The 22,042-nt window shown below is 58.2% G+C and carries 20 protein-coding genes; 6 read left to right on the plus strand and 14 right to left on the minus strand.

The features are described 5' to 3' along the window. Positions 1 to 15 precede the first annotated feature (15 nt). The gene (locus QFI97_RS09455) at positions 16 to 243 is read right to left on the minus strand and encodes a YejL family protein (protein WP_015583825.1); all 228 of its coding nucleotides are present in this window, start codon (positions 241 to 243) and stop codon (positions 16 to 18) included. Positions 244 to 433: 190 nt separating this feature from the next. On the opposite strand from QFI97_RS09455, the gene yejK reads away from it, so the two are divergent. After that, on the plus strand, positions 434 to 1,441 hold the full coding sequence (yejK, locus tag QFI97_RS09460; RefSeq protein ID WP_095100661.1) for a nucleoid-associated protein YejK: 1,008 nt from the start codon (positions 434 to 436) through the stop codon (positions 1,439 to 1,441). 41 nt (positions 1,442 to 1,482) lie between these two features. Here the strand turns inward: yejK and QFI97_RS09465 are convergent, their stop codons facing one another. Further along, on the minus strand, positions 1,483 to 2,247 hold the full coding sequence (locus QFI97_RS09465; RefSeq protein WP_095100663.1) for a DeoR/GlpR family DNA-binding transcription regulator: 765 nt from the start codon (positions 2,245 to 2,247) through the stop codon (positions 1,483 to 1,485). Positions 2,248 to 2,328: 81 nt separating this feature from the next. Here QFI97_RS09465 and QFI97_RS09470 point away from each other — a divergent pair, with 81 nt between their 5' ends. Then, positions 2,329 to 2,949 (plus strand): NUDIX domain-containing protein, encoded by a 621-nt coding sequence (locus QFI97_RS09470; protein ID WP_346430997.1) that lies wholly within the window; start codon positions 2,329 to 2,331, stop codon positions 2,947 to 2,949. Here QFI97_RS09470 and QFI97_RS09475 read toward each other — a convergent pair. Further along, a complete protein-coding gene (locus tag QFI97_RS09475; protein WP_346430998.1) occupies positions 2,946 to 4,259 on the minus strand; it encodes a serine hydrolase domain-containing protein in 1,314 nt (437 codons plus the stop codon). The genes QFI97_RS09470 and QFI97_RS09475 overlap by 4 nt on opposite strands. Positions 4,260 to 4,365: 106 nt before the next feature. On the opposite strand from QFI97_RS09475, the gene QFI97_RS09480 reads away from it, so the two are divergent. Beyond that, positions 4,366 to 5,256: a LysR family transcriptional regulator gene (locus tag QFI97_RS09480; RefSeq protein ID WP_346430999.1), complete on the plus strand. Its 891-nt coding sequence runs from the start codon at positions 4,366 to 4,368 to the stop codon at positions 5,254 to 5,256. 57 nt (positions 5,257 to 5,313) lie between these two features. On the opposite strand, the gene rplY is transcribed toward QFI97_RS09480, so the two are convergent. Both rplY and radD read right to left on the minus strand, forming a co-directional pair. Continuing rightward, positions 5,314 to 5,598 (minus strand): 50S ribosomal protein L25, encoded by a 285-nt coding sequence (rplY, locus tag QFI97_RS09485; protein ID WP_095100671.1) that lies wholly within the window; start codon positions 5,596 to 5,598, stop codon positions 5,314 to 5,316. A gap of 137 nt (positions 5,599 to 5,735) precedes the next feature. Next, a complete protein-coding gene (radD, locus tag QFI97_RS09490) occupies positions 5,736 to 7,493 on the minus strand; it encodes a DNA repair helicase RadD (RefSeq protein WP_346431000.1) in 1,758 nt (585 codons plus the stop codon). A gap of 147 nt (positions 7,494 to 7,640) precedes the next feature. On the opposite strand from radD, the gene rsuA reads away from it, so the two are divergent. The 3 genes from rsuA (at position 7,641) to QFI97_RS09505 (ending at position 10,226) form a co-directional block, all read left to right on the plus strand. After that, on the plus strand, positions 7,641 to 8,360 hold the full coding sequence (gene rsuA, locus QFI97_RS09495) for a 16S rRNA pseudouridine(516) synthase RsuA (RefSeq protein ID WP_346431001.1): 720 nt from the start codon (positions 7,641 to 7,643) through the stop codon (positions 8,358 to 8,360). Beyond that, positions 8,357 to 9,553: a Bcr/CflA family multidrug efflux MFS transporter gene (locus tag QFI97_RS09500; protein ID WP_095100677.1), complete on the plus strand. Its 1,197-nt coding sequence runs from the start codon at positions 8,357 to 8,359 to the stop codon at positions 9,551 to 9,553. Before rsuA ends, QFI97_RS09500 begins: the two co-directional genes overlap by 4 nt. 328 nt (positions 9,554 to 9,881) lie before the next feature. After that, a complete protein-coding gene (locus tag QFI97_RS09505; RefSeq protein WP_095100681.1) occupies positions 9,882 to 10,226 on the plus strand; it encodes a YejG family protein in 345 nt (114 codons plus the stop codon). Between the two features lie 3 nt (positions 10,227 to 10,229). On the opposite strand, the gene yejF is transcribed toward QFI97_RS09505, so the two are convergent. The 9 genes from yejF to QFI97_RS09550 all read right to left on the minus strand — a co-directional run bounded on the left by yejF (position 10,230) and on the right by QFI97_RS09550 (position 21,884). Then, entirely contained in the window at positions 10,230 to 11,819 is a 1,590-nt protein-coding gene (gene yejF / locus QFI97_RS09510; RefSeq protein ID WP_346431002.1) for a microcin C ABC transporter ATP-binding protein YejF, read from the minus strand. A gap of 1 nt (position 11,820) precedes the next feature. Beyond that, complete coding sequence (locus tag QFI97_RS09515; protein WP_331834719.1) at positions 11,821 to 12,846, minus strand: microcin C ABC transporter permease; 1,026 nt, start codon at positions 12,844 to 12,846, stop codon at positions 11,821 to 11,823. After that, complete coding sequence (locus QFI97_RS09520) at positions 12,846 to 13,940, minus strand: microcin C ABC transporter permease YejB (RefSeq protein ID WP_346431003.1); 1,095 nt, start codon at positions 13,938 to 13,940, stop codon at positions 12,846 to 12,848. Before QFI97_RS09520 ends, QFI97_RS09515 begins: the two co-directional genes overlap by 1 nt. A 9-nt stretch (positions 13,941 to 13,949) precedes the next feature. Continuing rightward, positions 13,950 to 15,755 carry an extracellular solute-binding protein gene (locus QFI97_RS09525; RefSeq protein WP_346431004.1) on the minus strand — a complete coding sequence of 602 codons (1,806 nt, stop codon included), beginning with the start codon at positions 15,753 to 15,755 and terminating at the stop codon, positions 13,950 to 13,952. 59 nt (positions 15,756 to 15,814) lie between these two features. Next, the gene (gene pdeN / locus QFI97_RS09530) at positions 15,815 to 17,386 is read right to left on the minus strand and encodes a cyclic di-3',5'-guanosine monophosphate phosphodiesterase PdeN (protein WP_346431005.1); all 1,572 of its coding nucleotides are present in this window, start codon (positions 17,384 to 17,386) and stop codon (positions 15,815 to 15,817) included. Positions 17,387 to 17,571: 185 nt separating this feature from the next. Beyond that, complete coding sequence (mepS, locus tag QFI97_RS09535) at positions 17,572 to 18,144, minus strand: bifunctional murein DD-endopeptidase/murein LD-carboxypeptidase (RefSeq protein ID WP_095100691.1); 573 nt, start codon at positions 18,142 to 18,144, stop codon at positions 17,572 to 17,574. Between the two features lie 424 nt (positions 18,145 to 18,568). Then, positions 18,569 to 19,276: a phosphatase PAP2 family protein gene (locus QFI97_RS09540; RefSeq protein WP_346431006.1), complete on the minus strand. Its 708-nt coding sequence runs from the start codon at positions 19,274 to 19,276 to the stop codon at positions 18,569 to 18,571. Between the two features lie 42 nt (positions 19,277 to 19,318). Beyond that, the gene (locus tag QFI97_RS09545) at positions 19,319 to 20,296 is read right to left on the minus strand and encodes a CobW family GTP-binding protein (RefSeq protein WP_346431007.1); all 978 of its coding nucleotides are present in this window, start codon (positions 20,294 to 20,296) and stop codon (positions 19,319 to 19,321) included. Between the two features lie 121 nt (positions 20,297 to 20,417). Continuing rightward, positions 20,418 to 21,884: a mannitol dehydrogenase family protein gene (locus QFI97_RS09550; protein ID WP_331834713.1), complete on the minus strand. Its 1,467-nt coding sequence runs from the start codon at positions 21,882 to 21,884 to the stop codon at positions 20,418 to 20,420. Between the last annotated feature and the right edge of the window lie 158 nt (positions 21,885 to 22,042).

Below are 22,042 nucleotides of genomic sequence, written 5' to 3' on the forward strand. Positions count from 1 at the left end.
AGTTGTTGGTTATCCTTAGTGCGCCGGGTCGTCGTTGATTGAGGACTGCAGAGCCTGGGCAAAAGAACGGGCGATCGCCTGACGCTGCGCCGGCGCGACGCTACTATTGATCAGGTTGGTCACCATATTGCCTAGCACCATCAGTGAAAGGTCAACGGGGGCTTTGTGTGTTTCCAGCACGTTGGTCAGCTCGCTGAGCAGCTGTTCGACGTGTTCATCACTATAGCGGGATAATTGCGGCATAAAAGTCAAAATCTGTTTGTTCGTGAAAGGGCAACATATTACCGTAGCAGCAGCTTTTTTTCCGCATTTTTTCGCCACGGCGCAAAAGCGCGCAGGATCGCGAGTCTCGGCTAGCCGAAGAGTCACGCGCCGGTTGCGTCGCCGTCCCGGCGGTGGTTGAATACCGCCCGGTCTAAAAGGAGAGTTTAACATGAGTCTGGATATCGACCAGATTGCCCTGCATCAGTTAATTAAACGTGATGAACAAAACCTTGAGCTGGTGCTGCGCGATTCGCTGCTGGAGCCTAATGCGACGGTCGTAGAGATGATGGCCGAGCTGCATCGTGTCTACAGCGCAAAAAACAAGGCCTATGGCCTGTTTAATGAAGAGAGCGAGCTGGCCCAGGCGCTGCGCCTGCAGCGCAAAGGTGAAGAAGATTTTCTGCCGTTCAGCCGCGCGGCGACCGGTCGTCTGCGCGACGAGCTGGCGAAGTATCCCTTCGCAGAAGGCGGGATCGTTCTGTTTTGCCAGTATCGCTATCTGGCGGTTGAGTATCTGCTGGTGGCGGTGCTCAACAACCTGAGCAGCATGCGGGTCAACGAAGAGCTGGATATCCGCTCCACCCACTATCTGGACATCAATCATGCCGACATCGTGGCGCGCATTGATTTAACCGAGTGGGAGACGAACCCGGAATCGACCCGCTATCTGACCTTCCTGAAAGGCCGGGTAGGGCGCAAAGTCGCCGATTTCTTTATGGATTTCCTCGGTGCCAGCGAAGGGCTGAACGCCAAAGCGCAGAACCGCGGCCTGCTGCAGGCGGTGGATGATTTTGCCGCCGACGCGCAGCTGGATAAGTCCGAGCGGCAGAACGTGCGTCAGCAGGTTTACGCCTACTGCAGCGAGCAGCTGCAGTCCGGAGAAGAGATTGAGCTCGAATCGCTCTCTAAAGAGCTGGCGGGGGTGAGCGAGAAGAGTTTCCAGGAGTTTACCGCTGAACAGGGGTATGAGCTGGAAGAGAGCTTCCCGGCGGATCGCAGCACTCTGCGGCAGTTAACTAAGTTTGCCGGCAGCGGCGGCGGGTTGACGATCAACTTTGATGCCATGCTGCTCGGCGAGCGCGTGTTCTGGGACCCGGCGACGGATACCTTGACCATCAAAGGCACGCCGCCGAATCTGCGCGATCAGCTGCAGCGCCGGACTTCCGGCGGAAGCTGAAACCAATCCCCTCGGCCGCAGGCCGGGGGGATTTCTCTCCCTTACTGCGCGTCGGCGCGGATCGTTTCAATTCCACATTGCGCCAGCCGCGCTTGCAGCATCTCATCCACCGGGCTATCGACAATCAGCGTGCCGGCAAGGCTTAGCTCGCCGATGGCAAAAGCCGATGCCGAATTCAGCTTCTCCCGCGAGGCCATCACGATGGTTTCCGCCGCCCGCGCGGCCAGCGCCCGCTTGATGCCCGCTTCTTCATAATCCCCGGTGGTGAAACCCGCTTGATGGTGTACCCCGGTGACGCCCATAAAAAACAGATCGGCGTTGATCCGCGCAATACCTTCCAGCGCCGCGGCGCCGACGGCGACCAGCGAATGTTTAAACAGGCGCCCGCCGATCAGGATCACCTCAACCAGCGGCCGATCGACCAGCGCGACGGCGATGCCGGGGCTATGGGTCACGATGGTGCAGGCTAAATCGGCGGGCAAAAGCTTCACCATCTCGGTGGTGGTGGTCCCGCCGTCAACGATAACCACCTGGCCTGGTTGAATTAACGCCGCCGCCCGGCGGGCAATCGCCTGCTTGGAATCGATTTGCACGTTTCTGCGGGCCGCGATCGGGGCAACGGCGGCCGAAGCCGGCAGCGCGCCGCCGTGAACCCGCTGCAGCTTCCCTTCCGCCGCCAGCTCGCGTAAATCGCGACGAATGGAGTCCTCCGAGACGCTGAAGCGCTGGCTGAGCTCCCCCGACATGACCTGTTTCTCGGCGCTAAGAATCTGCAAAATGAGCTGCTTTCGTTGGCTGGCGAGCATGCGTTTTCCTTCATGTTTTATCTTGTTTGTGCATGATTGTGCATGCTATGGTGCTTTCTGTCACCTGGTAAGGAGCAAAACATGCACATTGACGCACCATACGTTCGCAATATCCGCGAAACGCTGCTATCCGATAACTGGTATACGCTAAAAAAATATACCTTCGAACTGCTGCGGCGGGACGGACGCTGGCAGGAACAGAGCCGCGAAGCCTACGACCGCGGGAACGGTGCCGTTATTCTCCTCTACAACCGCGAGAAAAAAACCGTGGTTCTCATCCGCCAGTTCCGCTTTCCGGTATGGATTAACGGCCATAGCGGATTTTTGATCGAGGCCGCCGCCGGGCTTTTGGATAACGCCTCCCCGGAAGAGCGAATTATCGCCGAAGCGCAGGAAGAGACGGGCTTTCAGGTGACCCGCATCGAGCCCGTTTTTACGGCCTATATGAGCCCCGGTTCGGTCACGGAAAAGCTGTACTTTTTTATTGCCGAATATTCGGCTGACGACCGGCAAAGTAGCGGCGGCGGGCTGGCGGAAGAAGGGGAAGATATCGAAGTGCTGGAGTGGCCGCTGGAGCAGGCGCTGCAGGCAATACGCGACGGCGAGATCGTGGATGCCAAAACCATTATGCTGCTGCAGCACCTGGCGCTCAATTCAGCATCGCTCCATGCCGCAGAACGGGCAAAGAGCGACACGGTCTAGCGTAGCTGGCGGGCGATAGCGCTGTACATCAGCGCGGCCTCCAGCGGCTGAGCGTTAAACGAAGGCTCCGCCTGCGGCCAGGTTGACCACTGGACGATAACCAGATGCTCAGCGCGATTGACCATAATCACCTGGCCATATATGCCGAGCGCCCACAGGGAATCCTTCAGCCCCTGCTGAGCCGTAGGTTCGACGTTTTTGGCATTGGCCGGAATCGCGTTATTCCACCACTGGAATCCGTAAATTCCGTCCGGGTGCGCCGCGGAGACCGAGTTCTGTGCCTGAGTCCAGTCGGCGGCCATATCGAACCAGCCGTCAGGCACCAGCGATTTGCCGTTGGGCAGGCGTCCGTCGCGGGCAACAAACTCACCGAAACGTCCCCAGTCTTCAAGCGTGGCGTTGAAGCCGTGGGCGCCGACATCGTGCTTCCCTTGCTGATAGGCATGCCACACGCCATCGTGGGCCATGCCGCCAGGCTGCCATAGCGTCTGTTCCAGCCAGGCGGCAAGCGACATGCCGGTTGCTCGCTCCACGATATCCCCCAGCAGCCACGCGCCGCCGGAGGAGTAGGACCACTGCTCTCCGGCCGGATGCGCGCGTTTCAGAGAGGCGACGATCTTACGTACGCAGTCGTAGGCTCCCGGATGCGCCTCGCACTGGGTCAGCCGCGCGAAGTGGGACTGCGGATTGGTGTAATCTTCATTCCACTCTACGCCGGAGGTGTGCTGGATAAGCTGCTTCAGGGTGACGCCGTCCCAGGAGCTGCCCTTCAGCTCCGGTTCATAATCGGTAATCAGATCATCCAAAGAGTGGATTTTCCCCTGCTGGATGGCGATACCGACCAGCGTGGAGACCACCGCTTTGCCCACCGAGCGCGACGTCCACAGCGTGGAGTCGGTGTTGCCGGCGCCAAGGTACTTATAGGCAATTTTGCCCTCTTTTAGCACCAGCAGGCCGGTCACATTTTCGCGCTTCAGGTAGTCCTGCAGGTGCCACGTCTGGCCGTTCAGCGTATAGCTGGCGTCGGTCAGGGGCCTATCTGCCTGCTGTAGCGCAACGGCGGCGCCGTGGTGAAAGACGTCCCCGGCATAGTTACGATAGTCGTTACGAAAACCAACCACTCGATCGGCTTGATCCCAGGTGAGCATCTCTTTTGCCGCCGGCAGCGTTTTATCAAACGGCGTCGGGCAGGTATCGAGCAGCACGCCGCCGCACTCCTGCTGCGGCTGGGCCTGCGCCAGCGCGGCGCCGGGTAGGGCGGTAAGCATCAGCGCCAGCGCCAGCGGTTTGATCGTTTTTATACTTGTCATCAGAAATTCCTTGTTAGCCATTACAACCCGATGCGCAGTATATAAATCGTCGGCCGCAGGCTAAAATCAGCCGATGGGGGATTTTCCCCCGCAAGGATGGGATGGTATGAAAACGCTGCAGTACTCTTTTGCGCAAATTGAGGCTTTTGCCACCGTCGCCGAAACGGGCTCGCTGTCGCGGGCGGCGATTCGCCTCGGCAAAGATCGCACCACGCTACGCGATCTGCTGGATTATCTGGAAGATGCGCTGGGCTACGCGCTATTCCTGCGCCACGGACGCAGCCTCGCGTTAACCGCGGAGGGTGAGCAGCTTTTTCGCCAGGCGCACCTGCTGCTGCGCCAGGCGCAGGCCTTTGAATCCTTCGCCCGGACGCTGCCGGGCACGGCCTGGCAGGAGCTGAGGGTGGCGTATGACCCCTTTGTGCCGCGCGGCTTTCTCTGCGCCCTGGCCGATAATCTTGCGCAGCGCCAGCTGCGGATGAGCTGCTGGAGCGCATCGCGTCGCGAGGCTGAACAGGCGCTGGCGGACGGCCATGCCGACCTGGCGATATGCCAGGCCAATAACCGCACCCTTGGCAGCGAGATGGAGTGGCGCGCGCTGGGCACCGTTGAACTGGGATTTTATGCCGCAGAGCGGCTGTTTGCCGGCTATGCGAGGCCGCTGACGCTGCTGAACCTGGCGCTGGTGCCTCAGCTGGTGATGCATCGCCGCTCTGACGATCAGATCGCCCGACGGCTGCAAATCTCCGGCCATACGCAGTACATGAATGAAATCACGCTGCTGCGTCACGCCATGCAGCAGGGGCAGGGGTGGGGATTTTTGGCCGATCATTTCCAGGCGCAGAGCTGGGATGGGGTGAGTAAAATCGAAACCGAGGTCGGCAGTCAGGGGCTGAACGTCACGATGGTGATGCTCTGGCAGCCGGGTATGAACAAGCACCAGGCCCTGAAGACGGTTATCGATTTAGCGCCGGCGCTGTGGGCGCAAAGCACATAACAAAACGCCCCGGACCTTGCGGACCGGGGCGTTTCATACAACAACTGCTATCGGCTATTAAGCGCGAACGAAGTCGATGTGAGACAGTTTTGGCTTGAACGGGTGACGCTGAACAGCCTGAACCTTAACTTTCTCTTCTTTGCCATCGATAACGATGGTCAGAACTTCACCGTAGAACTCAGCTTTACCCTGAATGTTCCACAGTTTGTCCTGGTCCAGCTCAATTGCTACCGGAGTAGCTTCGCCGCCATAAATGATGGCCGGGAATTTATTAGCTGCACGCAGGCGGCGGCTCGCACCCTTACCCTGCTCTTTACGTACTTCTGCGTCGATAGTAAACATTGATGTCTCTCTATATTTAAATCCTGCTACAGGCGACCCAGCAGCAGGCAGATGATCTGCTTTGCGAATGCAAAAGCGGGCGGCATTATAGCCGCCAGAGGTTTTTACGGCAATCAAAACCTCAGCCTTAATGCCGATTAACGCAGTTCGTTGGCCCGGCGAAAGCGTCCCTGGTAGTCGAACATTTTCTCCCGCACCTGCCAGTATTGCCCCTTCATGCGGGCGACGACAAAGTCCGGATGGCGCAGCAGCGCCCGCTGGGCAAGGATATCGGCAGCGGTTATCCAGCGCAGCGGCACGCCGGGCGTGCGGGTGTGCGGGCGAATAAACAGCTGTTCAAACGCGGTGCGCTGGGCGGGAGTCTGCAGGCGGAAGCGCTCGCTGACGTCGGCACCGTCTTCATCGTAGTAGGTGATTTTCAGCCACGGGCCTTTGTCGTCGGCGCCGTGCTGCAGATCCATGCCGCTACAGCGCAGCACCAGCGCATCTTTGAGCTTCAGCGCCGCCTTCAGCATATCATCGGGATCGACGAGAATCGTGTCGCACTCGCGGCAGCGGCGGGCGGCGATATCGTTTTCCGCATTACACTGCGGGCAGTGCTTAAAGCGAAAACGAAAGTCGCACTGCTCGCGATGGCCCTCATCATCTTCAAACCAGCCCTGACAGCGGCGGCCAAAATGTTCGATCAGCGTCCCGTCGGCGGTGGTTTTGCCCCAGAAGGTATTGGCGAAACCGCAGGCCGGACAGAATACCTGCACCGGCACGTTGTCGCTCTTGCCTTTCGGCGTCCCGACTTCAGGCGCGTAGAGATCGTGCGGGTTGCCGGCATAGTCGAGGATCAGGCAGTCGGTTTTCCCCGGCGCCAGGCGCAGGCCGCGGCCGACGATCTGCTGATAGAGGCTGACCGATTCGGTAGGGCGCAGAATGGCGATAAGATCGACATGCGGGGCGTCAAAGCCGGTGGTCAGCACCGCCACGTTGACCAGATAGCGGTACCGCTGGGCTTTAAACGATTCAATAATGCGGTCGCGCTGCGGCCCCGGCGTTTCGCCGGTAATCAGCTCGGCTTCACCTGCGGGCAGCAGGCCGGTGATTTCCCGCGCATGCTCCACCGTAGAGGCGAAAATCATCACCCCTTTTCGCGTTTGGGCAAACTCAACGATCTGGCTGACGATATGCGGCGTAATGCGCTGCTGTTTTTTCAGCTCATGATTGAGGTCGGCTTCGCTGAACAGGCCGTTGCTCTGCGCCTGAAGGCGGCTGAAATCGTACTGCACCACCGGCATATCGAGCCGCTCCGGCGGCGTCAGATAGCCGTTTTTAATCATGTAGCGCAGCGGCAGTTCATAAATGCAGTCGCGAAACAGCGCCTTCTCGTCGCCGCGCACCATGCCATGATAATGGAACTGATAGATCCAGCCCTTCCCGAGGCGAAACGGCGTGGCGGTGAGCCCAAGCAGGCGCAGCTGCGGATTGACCTGCCGCAGGTGGGCGATGATTTGCTGGTACTGACTATCGTCGTCATCGCTGATGCGGTGGCACTCATCGACGATCAGCAGCGAAAACTCCCCCTGGAACTGCTCAAGGTTGCGGGCAACCGACTGTACGCTGCCGAAAACGACCTTACCGTGGCTCTCTTTGCGCTTCAGCCCGGCGGCGAAAATATCGGCTTCCAGCCCAAGGGCAAGATATTTAGCGTGGTTTTGCGCCACCAGCTCCTTGACGTGCGCCAGTACCAGCACGCGGCCGCGGGCCAGGCGCGCCAGCTCGGCAATGACCAGGCTTTTGCCGGCCCCGGTCGGCAGGACGATAGCGGCGGGCTCATGGTGGCGACGAAACCAGGCTAAGGTGGCATCGACCGCCTCTTTTTGGTAGGGGCGTAATGTAAAATTCATGGCTTCACAGGCGTTAATTAACTCGCAAATAGTATGCCATGAATCTTTTCCCTTGAGTGGCGTTAAGAGCCCGTTATACTAGCCAATGAATTTCTTCTTTTTCGGGCGCTTGCCCGCTCCAGCATTATTACAGGCTAAAAAAATCTCATGCGACTTGATAAGTTTATCGCTCAGCAACTTGGCGTCAGCAGGGCTATTGCCGGACGTGAAATCCGCAGCAGCCGCGTTCTTGTGGATGGTGAAATCGTGAAAGACGCTTCGTTCAAGCTCCAGCCGGAGCATGACGTTGAGTATGACGGCAATACGCTTACCCAGCAGAACGGCCCGCGCTACTTTATGCTTAACAAGCCGCAGGGTTACGTTTGTTCTACCGACGATCCGGATCACCCGACGGTGCTCTATTTTCTTGATGTTCCGGTGGCGCACAAGCTGCATGCCGCCGGTCGTCTGGATATCGATACCACCGGTCTGGTGCTGATGACCGATGACGGGCAGTGGTCGCACCGTATTACCTCTCCACGCCATCACTGCGAAAAAACCTATCTGGTGACGCTGGAAAACCCGGTGGACGAACACACCGCGGAGCAGTTTGCGCAGGGCGTTCAGCTGCATAATGAAAAAGAGCTGACCCGGCCGGCGGTTCTCGAAGTGGTGACTCCCACGGAAGTTCGGCTGACCATCAGCGAAGGGCGCTACCATCAGGTTAAGCGGATGTTTGCCGCCGTGGGTAACCACGTTGTCGGCCTGCATCGTGAACGAATTGGCGCTATCGCGCTGGACGACTCTCTGGAGCCCGGCGAGTATCGCCCGCTGACGGAAGAAGAGATTGCCAGCGTTGGCGTTCAGCATGCGCGGAGTAAAACGTGACGGCAAAGCAGAATTCTTCCCTGGGGATTGTGTTTATTCTTGGCCTGCTGGCCATGCTCATGCCGCTGTCGATTGATATGTATCTACCGGCTCTGCCGGTGATCTCGGCGCAGTTTAACGTGCCGGACGGCAGCGCGCAGATGACGCTTAGCACCTATATTCTGGGCTTTGCTTTTGGCCAGCTGCTGTACGGCCCGATGGCCGACAGCATCGGGCGTAAGCCGGTGATCCTCGGGGGGACGCTGATTTTTGCCGCCGCCGCGGTGGCCTGCGCGCTGTCGCAGACCATCGAAATGCTGATTACCATGCGCTTCTTTCACGGCCTCGCGGCGGCGGCGGCGAGCGTGGTGATTAACGCCCTGATGCGCGATATTTATCCGAAAGAAGAGTTTTCGCGGATGATGTCGTTCGTGATGCTGGTAACCACCATCGCCCCGCTGGTCGCGCCGATGGTGGGCGGGGCGGTGCTGGTGTGGTTCAGCTGGCACGCCATCTTCTGGATCCTTGCGGTGGCGGCGCTGCTTGCGTCGGCGATGATCGCATTCTTCATTAGCGAAACCCTGCCGCCGGAGCGGCGGCAGAAGTTTCATGTGCGCACCACGCTCGGCAACTTTGCTACCCTGTTCCGCCACAAGCGCGTGCTGAGCTATATGCTGGCGAGCGGCTTCAGCTTCGCCGGGATGTTCTCATTTCTGAGCGCCGGCCCGTTTGTTTACATCAATATTAACCACGTCTCGCCGCAGCACTTCGGCTACTACTTTGCGCTCAACGTGGCCTTCCTGTTCGTCATGACCATGATAAACAGCCGTTTTGTCCGGCGGATTGGGGCGCTGAATATGTTCCGCGCCGGGCTGTGGATCCAGTTTGCGATGGCCGTGTGGATGGTGGTCTGCGCGCTGTTTGATGTCGGCTTCTGGGCGCTGGTGTTCGGCGTGGCCGCGTTTATCGGCTGCGTGTCGATGGTTTCCTCGAACGCGATGGCGGTCATTCTCGATGAGTTCCCGCATATGGCCGGAACGGCCTCTTCGCTGGCGGGAACCTTCCGCTTCGGGATCGGCGCGATTGTCGGCGCGCTGCTGTCGATGGCGACCTTCACCACCGCCTGGCCGATGCTGATCTCTATCGCTTTCTGCGCCAGCAGCTCCATTCTCTTCTACCTCTACGCCAGCCGGCGGCGAAAAGTCGCGCTTTGAATCTCATTTAAGGGGCTATTTCAGCCCCTTTTTTGATGCATATCAACCGCAGCGGGCTTCATTATTCTGCTATTTGTTTCTTTTATGTAAAATCAATTAGTGTAAAAAGTCGCAATGTTGCGATAAAAAAGTTGTTTTGGATCACAGAAACGGGTACATATAGCCCCGATCGGTTCCTCAGCGAAACTATAAAGTTCTGGATAATAAGCGGTTAACTCTGGCGCACGCCGGTGTAAACGTTTTCCACGCTGATACAGGACTATTTGTCAACAATGTGTTAATATTGATGTAAATTTATTGTGAAGCATTTGCTTCCGGGGAAAACCAGGTGAATACACAACAACTCTCTATCGTACACCGACTGCCGCAAAGCTATCGCTGGCTGGCCGGTTTTGCGGGTTCAAGAGTTGAACCGATTCCGCAAAACGGCGTGCAGAGCGAGAATAGCCTCGTGGCGCTGAAATTACTGAGCCCGGACGGCGAGAAAGCGTGGCCGGTTATGCATAAGCTTAGCCAGGCGCTCAGCGACATCGAAGTCGATTGCTCAATCGTTGAGTGTGAAGGGGAACCGTGCCTGTTTGTCAGCATGCAGGACGAGTTTGCCGCCACCTGTCGTCTGAAAAATTTCGGCGTAGCCATTGCCGAACCCTTCTCCGGTAACAACCCGTTCTGACCGTCAGCCCAGCGCCAGCAGCTGGCGGGTATATTCCTGCTGCGGAGCGGTAAATACGCGCTCGCACTCTCCCTGTTCGACCACCTCTCCTTGCCGCAGAACCATCACCTGATGGCATAGCGTTCGCACGACGCGCAGATCGTGGCTGATAAAAATATAGGCCAGCTGGTGCTTTTGCTGTAAAGCTTTCAGCAGGGCTAAGATTTGCGCCTGTACGGTCTTATCCAGCGAAGAGGTCGGCTCATCCAGGACGATAAGTTGAGGTTTGACGATCAGCGCCCGGGCGATGGCGATACGCTGCCGCTGGCCGCCGGAAAACTCGGCCGGGTAGCGCAGGCGCGTTTGCGCATCCAGCCCCACCTCCTGCATCACCTGAATAACCGCCTGTTCACGCTCGGCGGGGGTGAGCGTCGGCTGGTGGACGCGCAGCCCTTCCTCAATAATCTGTAAAACGTTTAGCCGCGGATTCAGCGATGAGTTCGGATCCTGAAACACGACCTGCATCCGGCGGCGCAGCGGCAGCATCTGCCGACGGCTGCGGCCCTGCAGCGTTTGACCATCAAAGGCAATGGTCCCCTCGGAGGCAATCAGGCGCAGTAGCGCCAGCCCGGTAGTGCTTTTGCCGGAACCGGACTCTCCCACCAGTCCCAGGGTTTCACCCGCGCGCAGCTGAAAGCTCAGAGCGTTAACCACCCGATTATGGTCAACCACCCGGCGCAGAAGGCCCCGACGAACGGGAAAGGCGACGCTGAGCCCGCTGGCGGCGAGCAGCAGCGGCGCATCGGGCGCCAGCGGTACCGGAAGCCCCGCCGGTTCGCTATCCAGCAGGCGGCGGGTATAGGGATGCCGGGGAGCAGAAAAAAGGGCATGGCAGTCGTTTTGCTCGACGCAGCGCCCGTTTTGCATCACCGCCACGCGGTCGGCGAGCTGGCGGACGATGCTCAGGTTATGGGTGATAAACAGCAGGCCCATATTCAGCTCCTGCTTCAGCTCGTGCAGCAGCAGCAGAATTTGCGCCTGCACCGAGACATCCAGCGCGGTTGTCGGTTCGTCGGCAATCAGCAGCTCCGGGCGGGTGAGCAGGGCCATGGCGATCATCACCCGCTGGCGCTCGCCGCCGGAAAGCTGATGCGGATAGTCCGCCAGCCGGCGAGGGGCCTGGCGAATGCCGACGCGCTCCAGGCAGTCGAGAATCTCTCCCCGGGCGGCTTCTTTGCGCATTCCGCGATGCAGAGAGAGCACTTCATAGAGCTGCTTTTCCAGGGTGTGCAGCGGATTGAGTGAAACCATCGGCTCCTGAAAAATCATGGCAATACGGTTGCCGCGCACCCCGCGCAGGGTACGCTCATCGGCATGCAGCAGCGACTGGCCGTGAAAGCGGATATCGCCGCTGGGGTAGCTTACCGGCGGCGAGGGGAGCAGGCGCAGTACCGACAGCGCGGAAACGCTCTTGCCGGAGCCGGATTCGCCCACCAGCGCCAGGGTTTCCCCCGCCGCAATGCGCAGCGACAGTTCGCTGACGACGGTCCGGGTTTCGCCCTGCTGGCGAAAGGCGATGGAGAGATTGTCGATTTCTAACAGAGGCTGCGCCATCTTATACCGCCTTACTGGGGTCGAAGGCGTCGCGAACCGCTTCACCAATGAAAATTAAAAGCGTTAACAGCACCGCGACGGACAAAAAGGCGGCGATCCCCAGCCACGGCGCCTGCAGGTTGTTTTTCCCCTGCAGCAGCAGCTCGCCAAGCGAGGGCGAGCCTAGAGGCAGGCCGAAGCCAAGAAAATCCAGAGAGGTCAGGGTGGTAATCGAGCTGCAGAGAATAAACGGCAGGAAGGTGAGGGTGGCGACCATCGCGTTGGGCAGCATATGCCGCAGGATAATGCTGCGGTCGTTAACCCCCAGCGCCTGCGCCGCGCGGATATAGTCGTAGTTACGGGTGCGCAGAAACTCAGCGCGCACCACGCCCACCAGCGTCATCCAGCCGAACAGGACGGTAATCGCCAGCAGCCACCAGAAGCCGGGCTGCACGACGCTGGAGAGCAGGATTATCAAAAACAGCGTCGGCATTCCCGACCACACTTCAATAAAGCGCTGCCCCCAGAGGTCTATTCTGCCCCCGTAGTAGCCCTGGATGGCGCCCGCCAGCACGCCGAGGACGCTGGAAAAGAGCGTCAGCAGCAGGCCGAACAGGATTGAGATCCGCGTTCCGTACAGGATGCGCGCCAGCACGTCGCCGCCGTTGGCGTCGGTGCCCAGCCAGTTCTGCGGCGACGGCGGAGAGGGGAAGGGGGATTGGGTCGCAAAGTTGATGGTCGTCGCACCGAAGCGCACCGGCGCCCACAGCACCCAGCCGTGGCTGTCGAGCTGTTTCTGGAGCCACGGGTCCTGATAGTCGGCGGCGGTGGCGAAGTCGCCGCCGAAGGTCTTCTCGCTATATTCTTTTAATAGCGGAACGTACAGGCTGCCGCGGTACTGCACCAGCAGCGGACGATCATTGGCAATCAGCTCCGCGCCCAGGCTGCAGACGAAGAGGATTAAAAACAGCCAAAGCGACCAGTAGCCGCGGCGGTTGTCGCGAAAACGCGCCCAGCGGGCCTGATTGACGGGACTCAAAAAAGACATCAGCGGCCCTCAAAATCGATACGCGGGTCGACCAGCGTGTAGCAAATATCGCTGACGATATTAAGCAGCAGACCAATTAGCGTAAAAATATACAATGTGCCAAACATGACCGGATAGTCGCGCGAAACCGTCGCTTCATAGCCCAGCAGCCCCAGGCCGTTGAGGGAGAACATCACCTCAATCAGCAGCGAACCGGTAAAGAACATGCTGATAAACATCGCCGGAAAACCGGCAATAACCAGCAGCATGGCGTTGCGGAACACGTGGCGCCACAAAATTTGTTTTTCACTCACCCCTTTGGCGCGGGCGGTGACCACGTACTGCTTGCGGATCTCATCCAGAAAGCTGTTTTTGGTCAGCATAGTGAGTGCCGCAAAGCCGCCAATCACCGTCGCCAGCACCGGTAGCGTGATGTGCCAGAGGTAGTCGAGGATCTTCTGATACCACGGCAGGCTATCGAAATTGGCGGAGACCAGCCCCCGCAGCGGGAACAGGTCGAAATAGCTGCCTCCGGCGAAAATAACGATCAGCAGAATCGCGAACAGGAATGCCGGGATCGCGTAGCCGATAATGATCAGCGTGCTGCTCCAGATATCAAAATGGCTGCCGTTGCTGACGGCTTTACGTATGCCGAGCGGGATCGACACCAGGTAGATAATCAGCGTGCTCCACAGGCCAAGGCTAATGGAGACCGGCATGCTGTTTTTTATCAGTTGCAGCACCGAGGCGCTGCGAAACAGGCTGTCGCCAAAATCAAGGCGCAGATAGTCGCCGAGCATTTTCAGGTAGCGCTCGTGGAGGGGCTTATCAAAGCCGTAGCGATGGGTTATCTCCGCGATGACCTCCGGGTCGAGGCCGCGCCCGCCGCGATAGTGGCCCTCGCTGACGTTGCTAACGCCGGTGCGCGCGTGGCTGGCGGCCATTCCGCTGTCGCCCGCGCCCGGCATCCCGCCGTGATTGCCGAACTCAATGGCGGCAATGGCCTGATCGACCGGGCCGCCGGGGGCAATCTGGACAATAAAAAAGTTGATCGTGATAATCGCCCACAGGGTGGGGATAATCAGCAGCAGTCGGCGGATCAGGTATGCGCCCATCGTCGTTCCTTAGCGTCTGTCCGCGGGCAGTTTTGCCGCTTTGTTAACGTCATACCACCAGCTGTCAAAGCCGGAGGAGTAAACCGGCCGCGTTGGCGGGAACGAGAACTTGTCCCACCAGGCCGTTCTGTCCTGCGCCATATACCACATCGGCAGCATGTAGTAGTTCCAGGTGAGCACCCGATCCAGCGCGCGGCCTAAGGGCAGGAGCTTCTGCTTATTGCCCTGCCAGCGAATAATCTGCGCGATGAGGCGATCCACGACCGGGCTTTGCACTCCCGGCGCGTTGTAGCTGGAGTGAATATAGGCCGAGTCCCAGGAGATCTGCAGGTCGGTGCCGGGCCACGGCGTCGCTCGCCAGACCACGGGCATCATATCGTAATCCCGGCTGCGGCGGCGATTGCTGTACTGGGAATTATCAACCTGGCGAATATCCATGGTGATGCCGAGACGCCGCAGGTTGTGCTGAAAGGGCAGAACCCAGCGATCGTTACCGCCCGCGGGCAGCAGCAGCTCAAAACGCAGCGGCTTCCCGGTTTTCCCGTTCACCCGGCGCTGGTTTTTCAACACCCACCCGGCCCGGTTGAGCAGGTCGTCCGCCTTCAGCAGATTCGCCCGATCGAAACCGCCGCCGTCGGATCGCGGCGGCTGATAGAGCTCGGTGAAGACCTCGGGTGGGAGATCGTTTTTCATCGGCGTCAACAGAGCGAGCTCATCGGCATCGGGCGCCGCGCGGGCCGCGTACTCGGTATTCTGGAAGTAGCTGTTGGCGCGGCTGTAGGCGTTGTAAAACAGCGCCTTGTTCATCCATTCAAAATCGAAGGCGAGGGTGATGGCTTCGCGTACCTGACGATCGGCAAACACCGGGCGCTGAATGTTGAATGCCAGCCACTGGGTATCCTGCGCCGAGGTATTCTGATACTCATCCTTCACGATGTAGCCGCGCGTAAAGTTGCGCCCCACGTAGCGGGTGGCCCAGTTTTTGGCCATCGTCTCCTCCCGCCGGTCTACCGCCCCCGCCTTAAAGGCCTCAAAGGCGACGTTATCGTCGAGATAGTAGTCGTAGCGTAGCGTATCGAAGTTCCAGCGTCCGCGGTTGACCGCAAGATTGGCCGCCCAGTAGGTTTTAACGCGTGAGTAAACGATGTACTGACCCATCCGCCAGTCGGTAATGCGATAGGGGCCGCTGGCCAGCGGCGGGGTGGAGAGCGGATCGCTGAGCTTATGGTCGCGCCAGAATTTTTCCGGCATCACCGGCAGGGTGAACAGGCTGAGCATGTTCTCTTTGCCCGCCTGGCCTAACTCAATGCGCACGGTGAGCGGGGCGATGGCCTTGACGCTTGTGCCTTTGTAGTACAGGCGAAACTGCGGGACGCCTTCGGTCATAAATTTCTGGAAGGTAAACGCGACGTCGCTGGCGCGGATCGGCGTGCCGTCATGAAAGCGGGCCTGCGGGTTGATTGTGATCTCTATCCACGAAAAATCCTCGGCGTAGCGCGCCCCGTCGGCGATTAGCGGATAGTAGCTGCCCGCTTCGTCGTCGGAGGTGGTGAATAAGGTATCGTACAGGGCATCGGTGCGCACGCCGGGATTGCCGCGCAGCGCATAGCGGTTGAAGTTGTCGAAGGTGCCAATGGTGGCGAGCGTGATGCTCCCGCCTTTTGGCGCCGCTGGGTTGGCGTAGGCGAAATGGCTAAAGCCGTCAGGGTATTTCGGCTCGCCGATAATCGCGAAGCTGCTGCTCTCTTTCACGGTCTGCGCCTGACCGTTAAGGCTAATAAAAGTAATTAATATCAGACAAATACGCGCAAACATAGCCAGGTTGTTATCCTCTGTCGGCGAGCCCTCAGCGGGCCCGTCCATAGACTAAATTATCAGGAACGCCCGGAGGCGGCGAAGTATTTCGCCGGTTCTTCATGCGCGGCGAGCAGCGTTTCCAGCGGCAGGGGCCGGCTTATCCAGTAGCCCTGCAGATAGTGTACGCCGTGCTTGCGCAGCCACTCTGCCTGTTCAGGCGTTTCAACCCCTTCGGCAACGGTCAGGAGCTGCAGGCGGCGGCTCAGCGTCAGCACGGCATCAAGCACCGGCGAGGTGACGGTTTCGGTACCGATGGCCTGCACGAAGCCGCGATCGATTTTCAAAAAGTCGAAGTTGTAGCGTTCAAGATAGATCAGCGCGCTGTGGCCGGTGCCAAAATCATCAATCGCAATTTCAAAGCCCTGCTCATGCAGCCAGTCAAAGATGGCCAGCGATCGGTGCTTATCGATCATCGCGCGTTCGGTTATCTCCAGCACCACGCTAAAGTGGTTAACCGGCAGGGCGGCGGCGAAGCGCTGTAAATCCGGCTTAAAGCTGTCGGCATGCATGTGGGCCGGGGAGATATTCAGCCCGAGCTTACTCCCCGCCGGCAGGATCTTTTGCAGCGTGGGCGCGTCGCGAGCGATCAGCGCCAGCAGATGATGGGTTAGCGGGACGATCATTTCCTGGGTTTCAGCCAGGTTGATAAAGACATCCGGAGGAATTTCGCCGGCGACCGGATGCCGCCAGCGCATCAGTACCTCAACGCCGCTAATGTGCAGCGTTGAGGCTTTAACGACCGGCTGATAGACGATGTAAAACTGGTCGTTCTTTATTCCCACCAGGATCGCTTTTCGCGGATCGGATTTGATCGTCAGCACGTAATAGCCCAGCAGCCCCGCCAGCAGCCCGCATACCACGCCTAACAGCAGCGCGTACTGGGTATTTTCAGCCAGCCAGCTGTTGGCGTAGAGATAAACCTTGAGCGGCAGCCCCTTGATCTGCACTTCGCGAATCGGCTCTGAGAGCGTCGTTTTTGGGTTAACCAGCCCGTTGCTTAAGGTCGAAATGCTGTTGTTGTTGACCACCAGCGCAATGCCGCTGAAGTCATTTTGCCGGGCAGAATAGAGAATATAGGGGGTCAGGTTGGTATTGATTGACACGAAAATACCGTCGTTACCGCCGTGCGGGCTGCGTACCCACATCGCCAGCGCCGAGCTTTTTGGCATCATCGGCGTACCCGGCAGGATGGCCATATCGACAGGTTTACTGATATCGAGCTGGGGAATGAGCTGTGCCAGGGGGCTGTTCATTGGACCTGTTGCCGAAGAGCAAAATGCCTGGCCATTTTTAACCAGCAGAAACGCCCGAACGTTTGGGCTGAAGGCGGCATGCGCGGTCAGGCCCGACGCGATATTCTCACACTTCTGGTCAATCAGCGGCTGCAGCACGGTAATCGTATGATTAAGCTCGTGAAAGTATTCATTCAGGTAACCGTTGACGTTGTTGATGATGAAGTCAAAGCGTTCAGACCGGTTGTGGTAGATAACCATAAATTGAATGCTACCGGCCAGCAGGGCGACGAAAATCCCAATGAGTGTGCTGGTCAGCCAGATTTTACGCCGGGGTGAGAAGTAGCGGGTAAGCATAGGCTATAGTCAGTCCGTGTTTATGAGGCGCGCAAATGGGGTGACAGAAAAACGATTTCACCATCTCCATTAAAAGACATAGCTTATATTGCGGCTTTGCGGGGCAATGAGCAAAAAAAAACACTGCCTCAGCAGTGTTTTTAATTTCCGTTCGTCAGCCAAGGGAAAACTGACGACAGAAGAGGTTAGGAACGGCTCAGCACGCGGCGCGCTTCGTTATAGCGCTTTTTCCAGTACGGCTCGTTCATGCTGGAGATAGTCACACCGCTGCTGGTGGAAGCATGAACAAACTGGCTGTTGCCGATGTAGATACCTACATGGCGGCCAGTGGAACCCGCTCTGAACAGGACTAAATCGCCTGTACGCAGCTGGGAGCGTGAAATCGACTTACCGGAATCCTGCTGCTCGGAAGTTGAGCGCGGCAGTTCCAGACCAAACTGTTCGCGGAAGGTACGCTGCACGAATGCTGAACAATCGATACCTTTCCGGGTGCTACCGCCAAGGCGGTAACGCACGCCTTTCCAGCTAGCATACTGGTCCATTAAACGGGACTTAACGTCCAGATTGTTGACCATTGTTTCAAATTCATCCTGAGAGGCTTGCAGTGATGACAAATCGCCACTACCCACAGCAAGCGTCTCAGAATGCATATTCTTTGCGGTACTACTGGTCGAACTACAGGCAGAGAGCAAAACTGCCACTGCAACCGCGGGAACGACCCGCAGGATATATCTCAAAATCGGCTGAGATTTGACCATGTTGTTTGTTTTCCCTTGTTGTCCTTAACGACAATGTCGTTATAAAAAATGCCAAACGTGTTAGAGCCTAAATACCTGCCAGCAATGAGACAATTCCTTAAACCTAAATTTGTGCAGTGACGCACAAATTAATTCTGCTGCCGGTTTTACGTTGCTGGAAAGGCAAAACGAGAATGAGATTACCCTATCAACACTGGGATGGCGAGCGGTTTTGCGAGATTTCTTATAAGAATTTTTGCGACAAAAAGTGAATCATCGGGAAAGGACAAAATAGCGGCAGAGATGGGTGAAAAATACGCAATTACCTCATTTGTAAGACGATTAATGTGACAGAAAGATGATTGTGGGGATAAAAATGGCGAAACATAAAAAAAGGGACCGAGAACGATCCCTTATGGATATTTAATAATATGCGACGGGAATGTTAATTTTTGTGCAATCCGCCCGGGAGGGTTCGGTCGAACCAGGCAATCATTTTGTCGCTCAGAGGCGTCAGCAGAACCCAGGGAGCGCCGATCAGCAGCGCGGTTAATGAACCGACGGCAATATCGGTAAACCAGTGGGCGCCAATCATTACCCGCGGGAAGGCAAAAACAACGAAAATGGCGAGAGAAATGGCAAACGCCCGGCGGCCAAAATAGCGCCACATGAAGGTGGCGAAAATCAGCAGCATCATCCCGTGATCGCCCGGGAAGCTATCCTTCGATGCATCTTTAGTCGGAAACGAGACCACGTCGCTTACCTTAACAATGCCGCTAAACGAGAGCGACGGGCTGGCGCGTTTAACCGGCATCAGGTGCTGAGCCAGCTGGTTTATCACCACCGCAGACAGCAGCATCACCAGGCCGATAATCACGATTCGGCGGCGGCCGGCGCTTTGCTCTTTCAGCCAGAAGCTCAGCATCACGCCTCCCATTGCCAGCAGAGAGCAGGCGTCAAAAGCGCGGTTGTTGATAATCGCCAGCAGCCAGGTATAGCCGCGGCTGACGCCCACGTTGTGGTTAAAGAAGTGGAAAATGGCGGAATCCAGCGAAAACCACGGGCCGTGGTTAGCGGGGAGATACCATGATAAAAAAAGCGCAATACCTGCGGCGTTAAGCAGCAGGATAAGGGGGATTCGGGTTTTATTCATAACGGTCGCGTGTTGTGTAAAACGGGGGCAAACATAGCCGCCCTAACTTAAACGTAGCCTCAACAGAGTGGCTTGTAGTGCATTCCAGTCCGCTTCGCCGTCGCAGATCAGCTCAATACGGCTGTCCGGCGGCGCAACGTTTTGCGTTTCAATATTAAGGTCCAGCCCCTGACGGTTGATCCGCACCAGGCCTTCGGCAATACGCATCACGCCCTTCACGCGGCCCACCGGGGCCAGACGCGCCCACTCCAGCAGGCCGATGGTATCAAAGGTGGTATCAGCGTCAAAAATCCAGCCGCAGGCCTGGTAGCCCTGGCCGCTGTTCAGGCTGCGGCGCCAGCGCTGGTGGCTGGGGAGATTCAGCGCCGCCAGGCCTTTTTTCTGTCCGTGGCCGTGCGCATGCTCCGCGCTTTCCGGCAGCGGGCGCAGATTCAGCCGCGGCAGGTCCAGCAGCGCCGGGTCAATGCTCCCCTGGGTGGCGCTGACGCGCAGGCGTTTGCCGGCGTACTCCTGCCACCAGGCGCTGAAGGCGCGCTCGCTTTCCGCGGTCATCCGGTCGGTTTTATTGCTGATAATGACGTCGGCGGCGGCCAGCTGATCGCGGAAGTTTTCGTTGGCTATGACCTTCGGGTCCAGAAGCTGGCGAGGATCGAGGACGCACAGCGTCGCGCGCAGGTCGATCCACGGCTCGTAGACCGCGGCGGTCAGAATATCGAGGATCTGCTTCGGGTGACCGAGCCCGGTTGGCTCAATCAGCAGGCGGTCCGGCTTCCCCTGACGCAGCAGCGTATTCAGCCCGACCTGCATTGGCAGACCGTTGACGCAGCACATGCAGCCGCCGGGAATTTCTTTAAGCAGCGCACCGCTATCGGCCAGCAGAGCGCCATCGATGCCAACTTCGCCAAATTCATTGACCAGTACGGCCCATTTTTCATCTGCAGGCTTATGGGCCAGCAGATGAAGAATCGAGGTCGTTTTACCGCTGCCGAGAAACCCCGTGATCAAGTTTGTTTTGGTCACATTTTCTCCAGGATACAAATGTAATGTTGTAACAGTTGAGACTATCCTGACGAAAAAAAGGGGAAAAGAGAAGGGTTAGGGCGGACAGAAAATATTTCTGTCCGTTAAACAGCAGAAATTGTTAAGAATCCAGCGCGGCGGCGATAGCGTTGCGTGCGCCCAGCGATGAGAGCTGGCGCCAGGCTGACGTCACGTTGGCGACAAATTCTGCGCTGTGCGGGAGGTCGCTGCCAAAAATCTCTTCGAGGGAGAGCAGGGCGCTGACCCGCTCTTGCTCATGGCTGCTAGCGACCAGGGCCTGGATTTTCTCCGCCAGCGGGTCGCGGACATCGATCGGCTGACCGGCGTCGTCCACGCCGCTGACGTAGCGCATCCAGCCCGCGACGCCAAGCGCCAGCAGCGGCCAGCGGCTGCCGCGCGCGAGGTGCACCCGGATACCGTCAAGCATGCGCTGCGGGAGCTTCTGGCTGCCGTCCATCGCGATCTGCCAGGTGCGATGCTTTAACGCCGGGTTGCTGAAACGTTCGAGAAGACCGTCGGCATAGCTCGTCAGATCAACGCCTTCAATAGAGAGCGTCGGCGCCTGTTCATCAAGCATCAGCCGGCGCGCGGCGGCGCGCAGCACGTCATCCTGCATACAATCGCTGATATGCGCACTGCCCGCCAGGTAGCCGAGCCACGCGAGGAAAGAGTGGCTGCCGTTGAGCATCCGTAGCTTCATCTGCTCCCACGGCAGCACGTTGTCGGTCATCTGCACGCCGGCGGCTTCCCACGCCGGGCGGCCGGCGACGAAGTTATCTTCGACGACCCACTGAATAAACGGCTCGCAGCTGATGGCGCAGGGATCTTCGACGCCCAGCGCGGCGCTGATTTCCGCCAGCGACTCGTCGGTGGCTGCGGGAACAATGCGGTCAACCATCGTACCCGGGAAGCTGACCTGTTCAGCAATCCACCGCGCCAGCTCCGGACAGCGTTTCTCCGCCATTCCCAGCACGGCGTTTTTCACCACGTGGCCATTGTCAGGAATGTTATCGCAGGAGAGGACGGTAAACGGCGGCAGGCGGCGCTCGCGGCGGCGGGCGAGCGCCTCGACTAAAATCCCCGGCACCGACTGCGGCAGCGTCGGGTTATTCAGATCGTGCACGATCCGCGGCTGCCTGAGATCCAGCAAACCGCTTGCCGGGTCGATGCAGTAGCCTTTTTCAGTGATAGTCAGAGAGACGATGGCGACCTGCGGTTCGCAAAACTTTTCGATTATCGCCGGGAGCGAATCCAGTTTAGCGTTCAGGCACTCGTGCACCGCGCCGACCACGATAGCCCTGTTGCCCTGCGCCCCTTTCTCCAGCACGGTAAACAGGTGATCCTGCTGGCGAAGCTGGCTCATCAGCCGATCGCCGCTGAACAGACTTATTTCGCAGATCCCCCAGTCGCCGCCGCTGGCGTTCAGCACCCGGTCGGTGAGCAGCGCCTGGTGCGCGCGATGAAAGGCGCCAAACCCAAAGTGCACGATACGCGAGCGCAGCTGGCTGCGATCGTAGCGGGGAAGCTGCACGTCTTCCGGTAGCGTAGCTGTAGCAATAGTCGTCATTATTTACACACCTGATTAACCAATGATTAACACGCTCAGTGTAAAGTTATATGACAGCAAATTAAATTGGTGAGCCGTATTTATACGCTTAGTGTGAGCTGGATCAATCAATTCAGCGGGATTATTTGATCCTTTGCGTGAAGCCTGTATGGTAGTCG

Origin of the sequence: Klebsiella scottii, assembly GCF_036561945.1 — a bacterium.
GTDB lineage: Bacteria > Pseudomonadota > Gammaproteobacteria > Enterobacterales > Enterobacteriaceae > Klebsiella > Klebsiella scottii.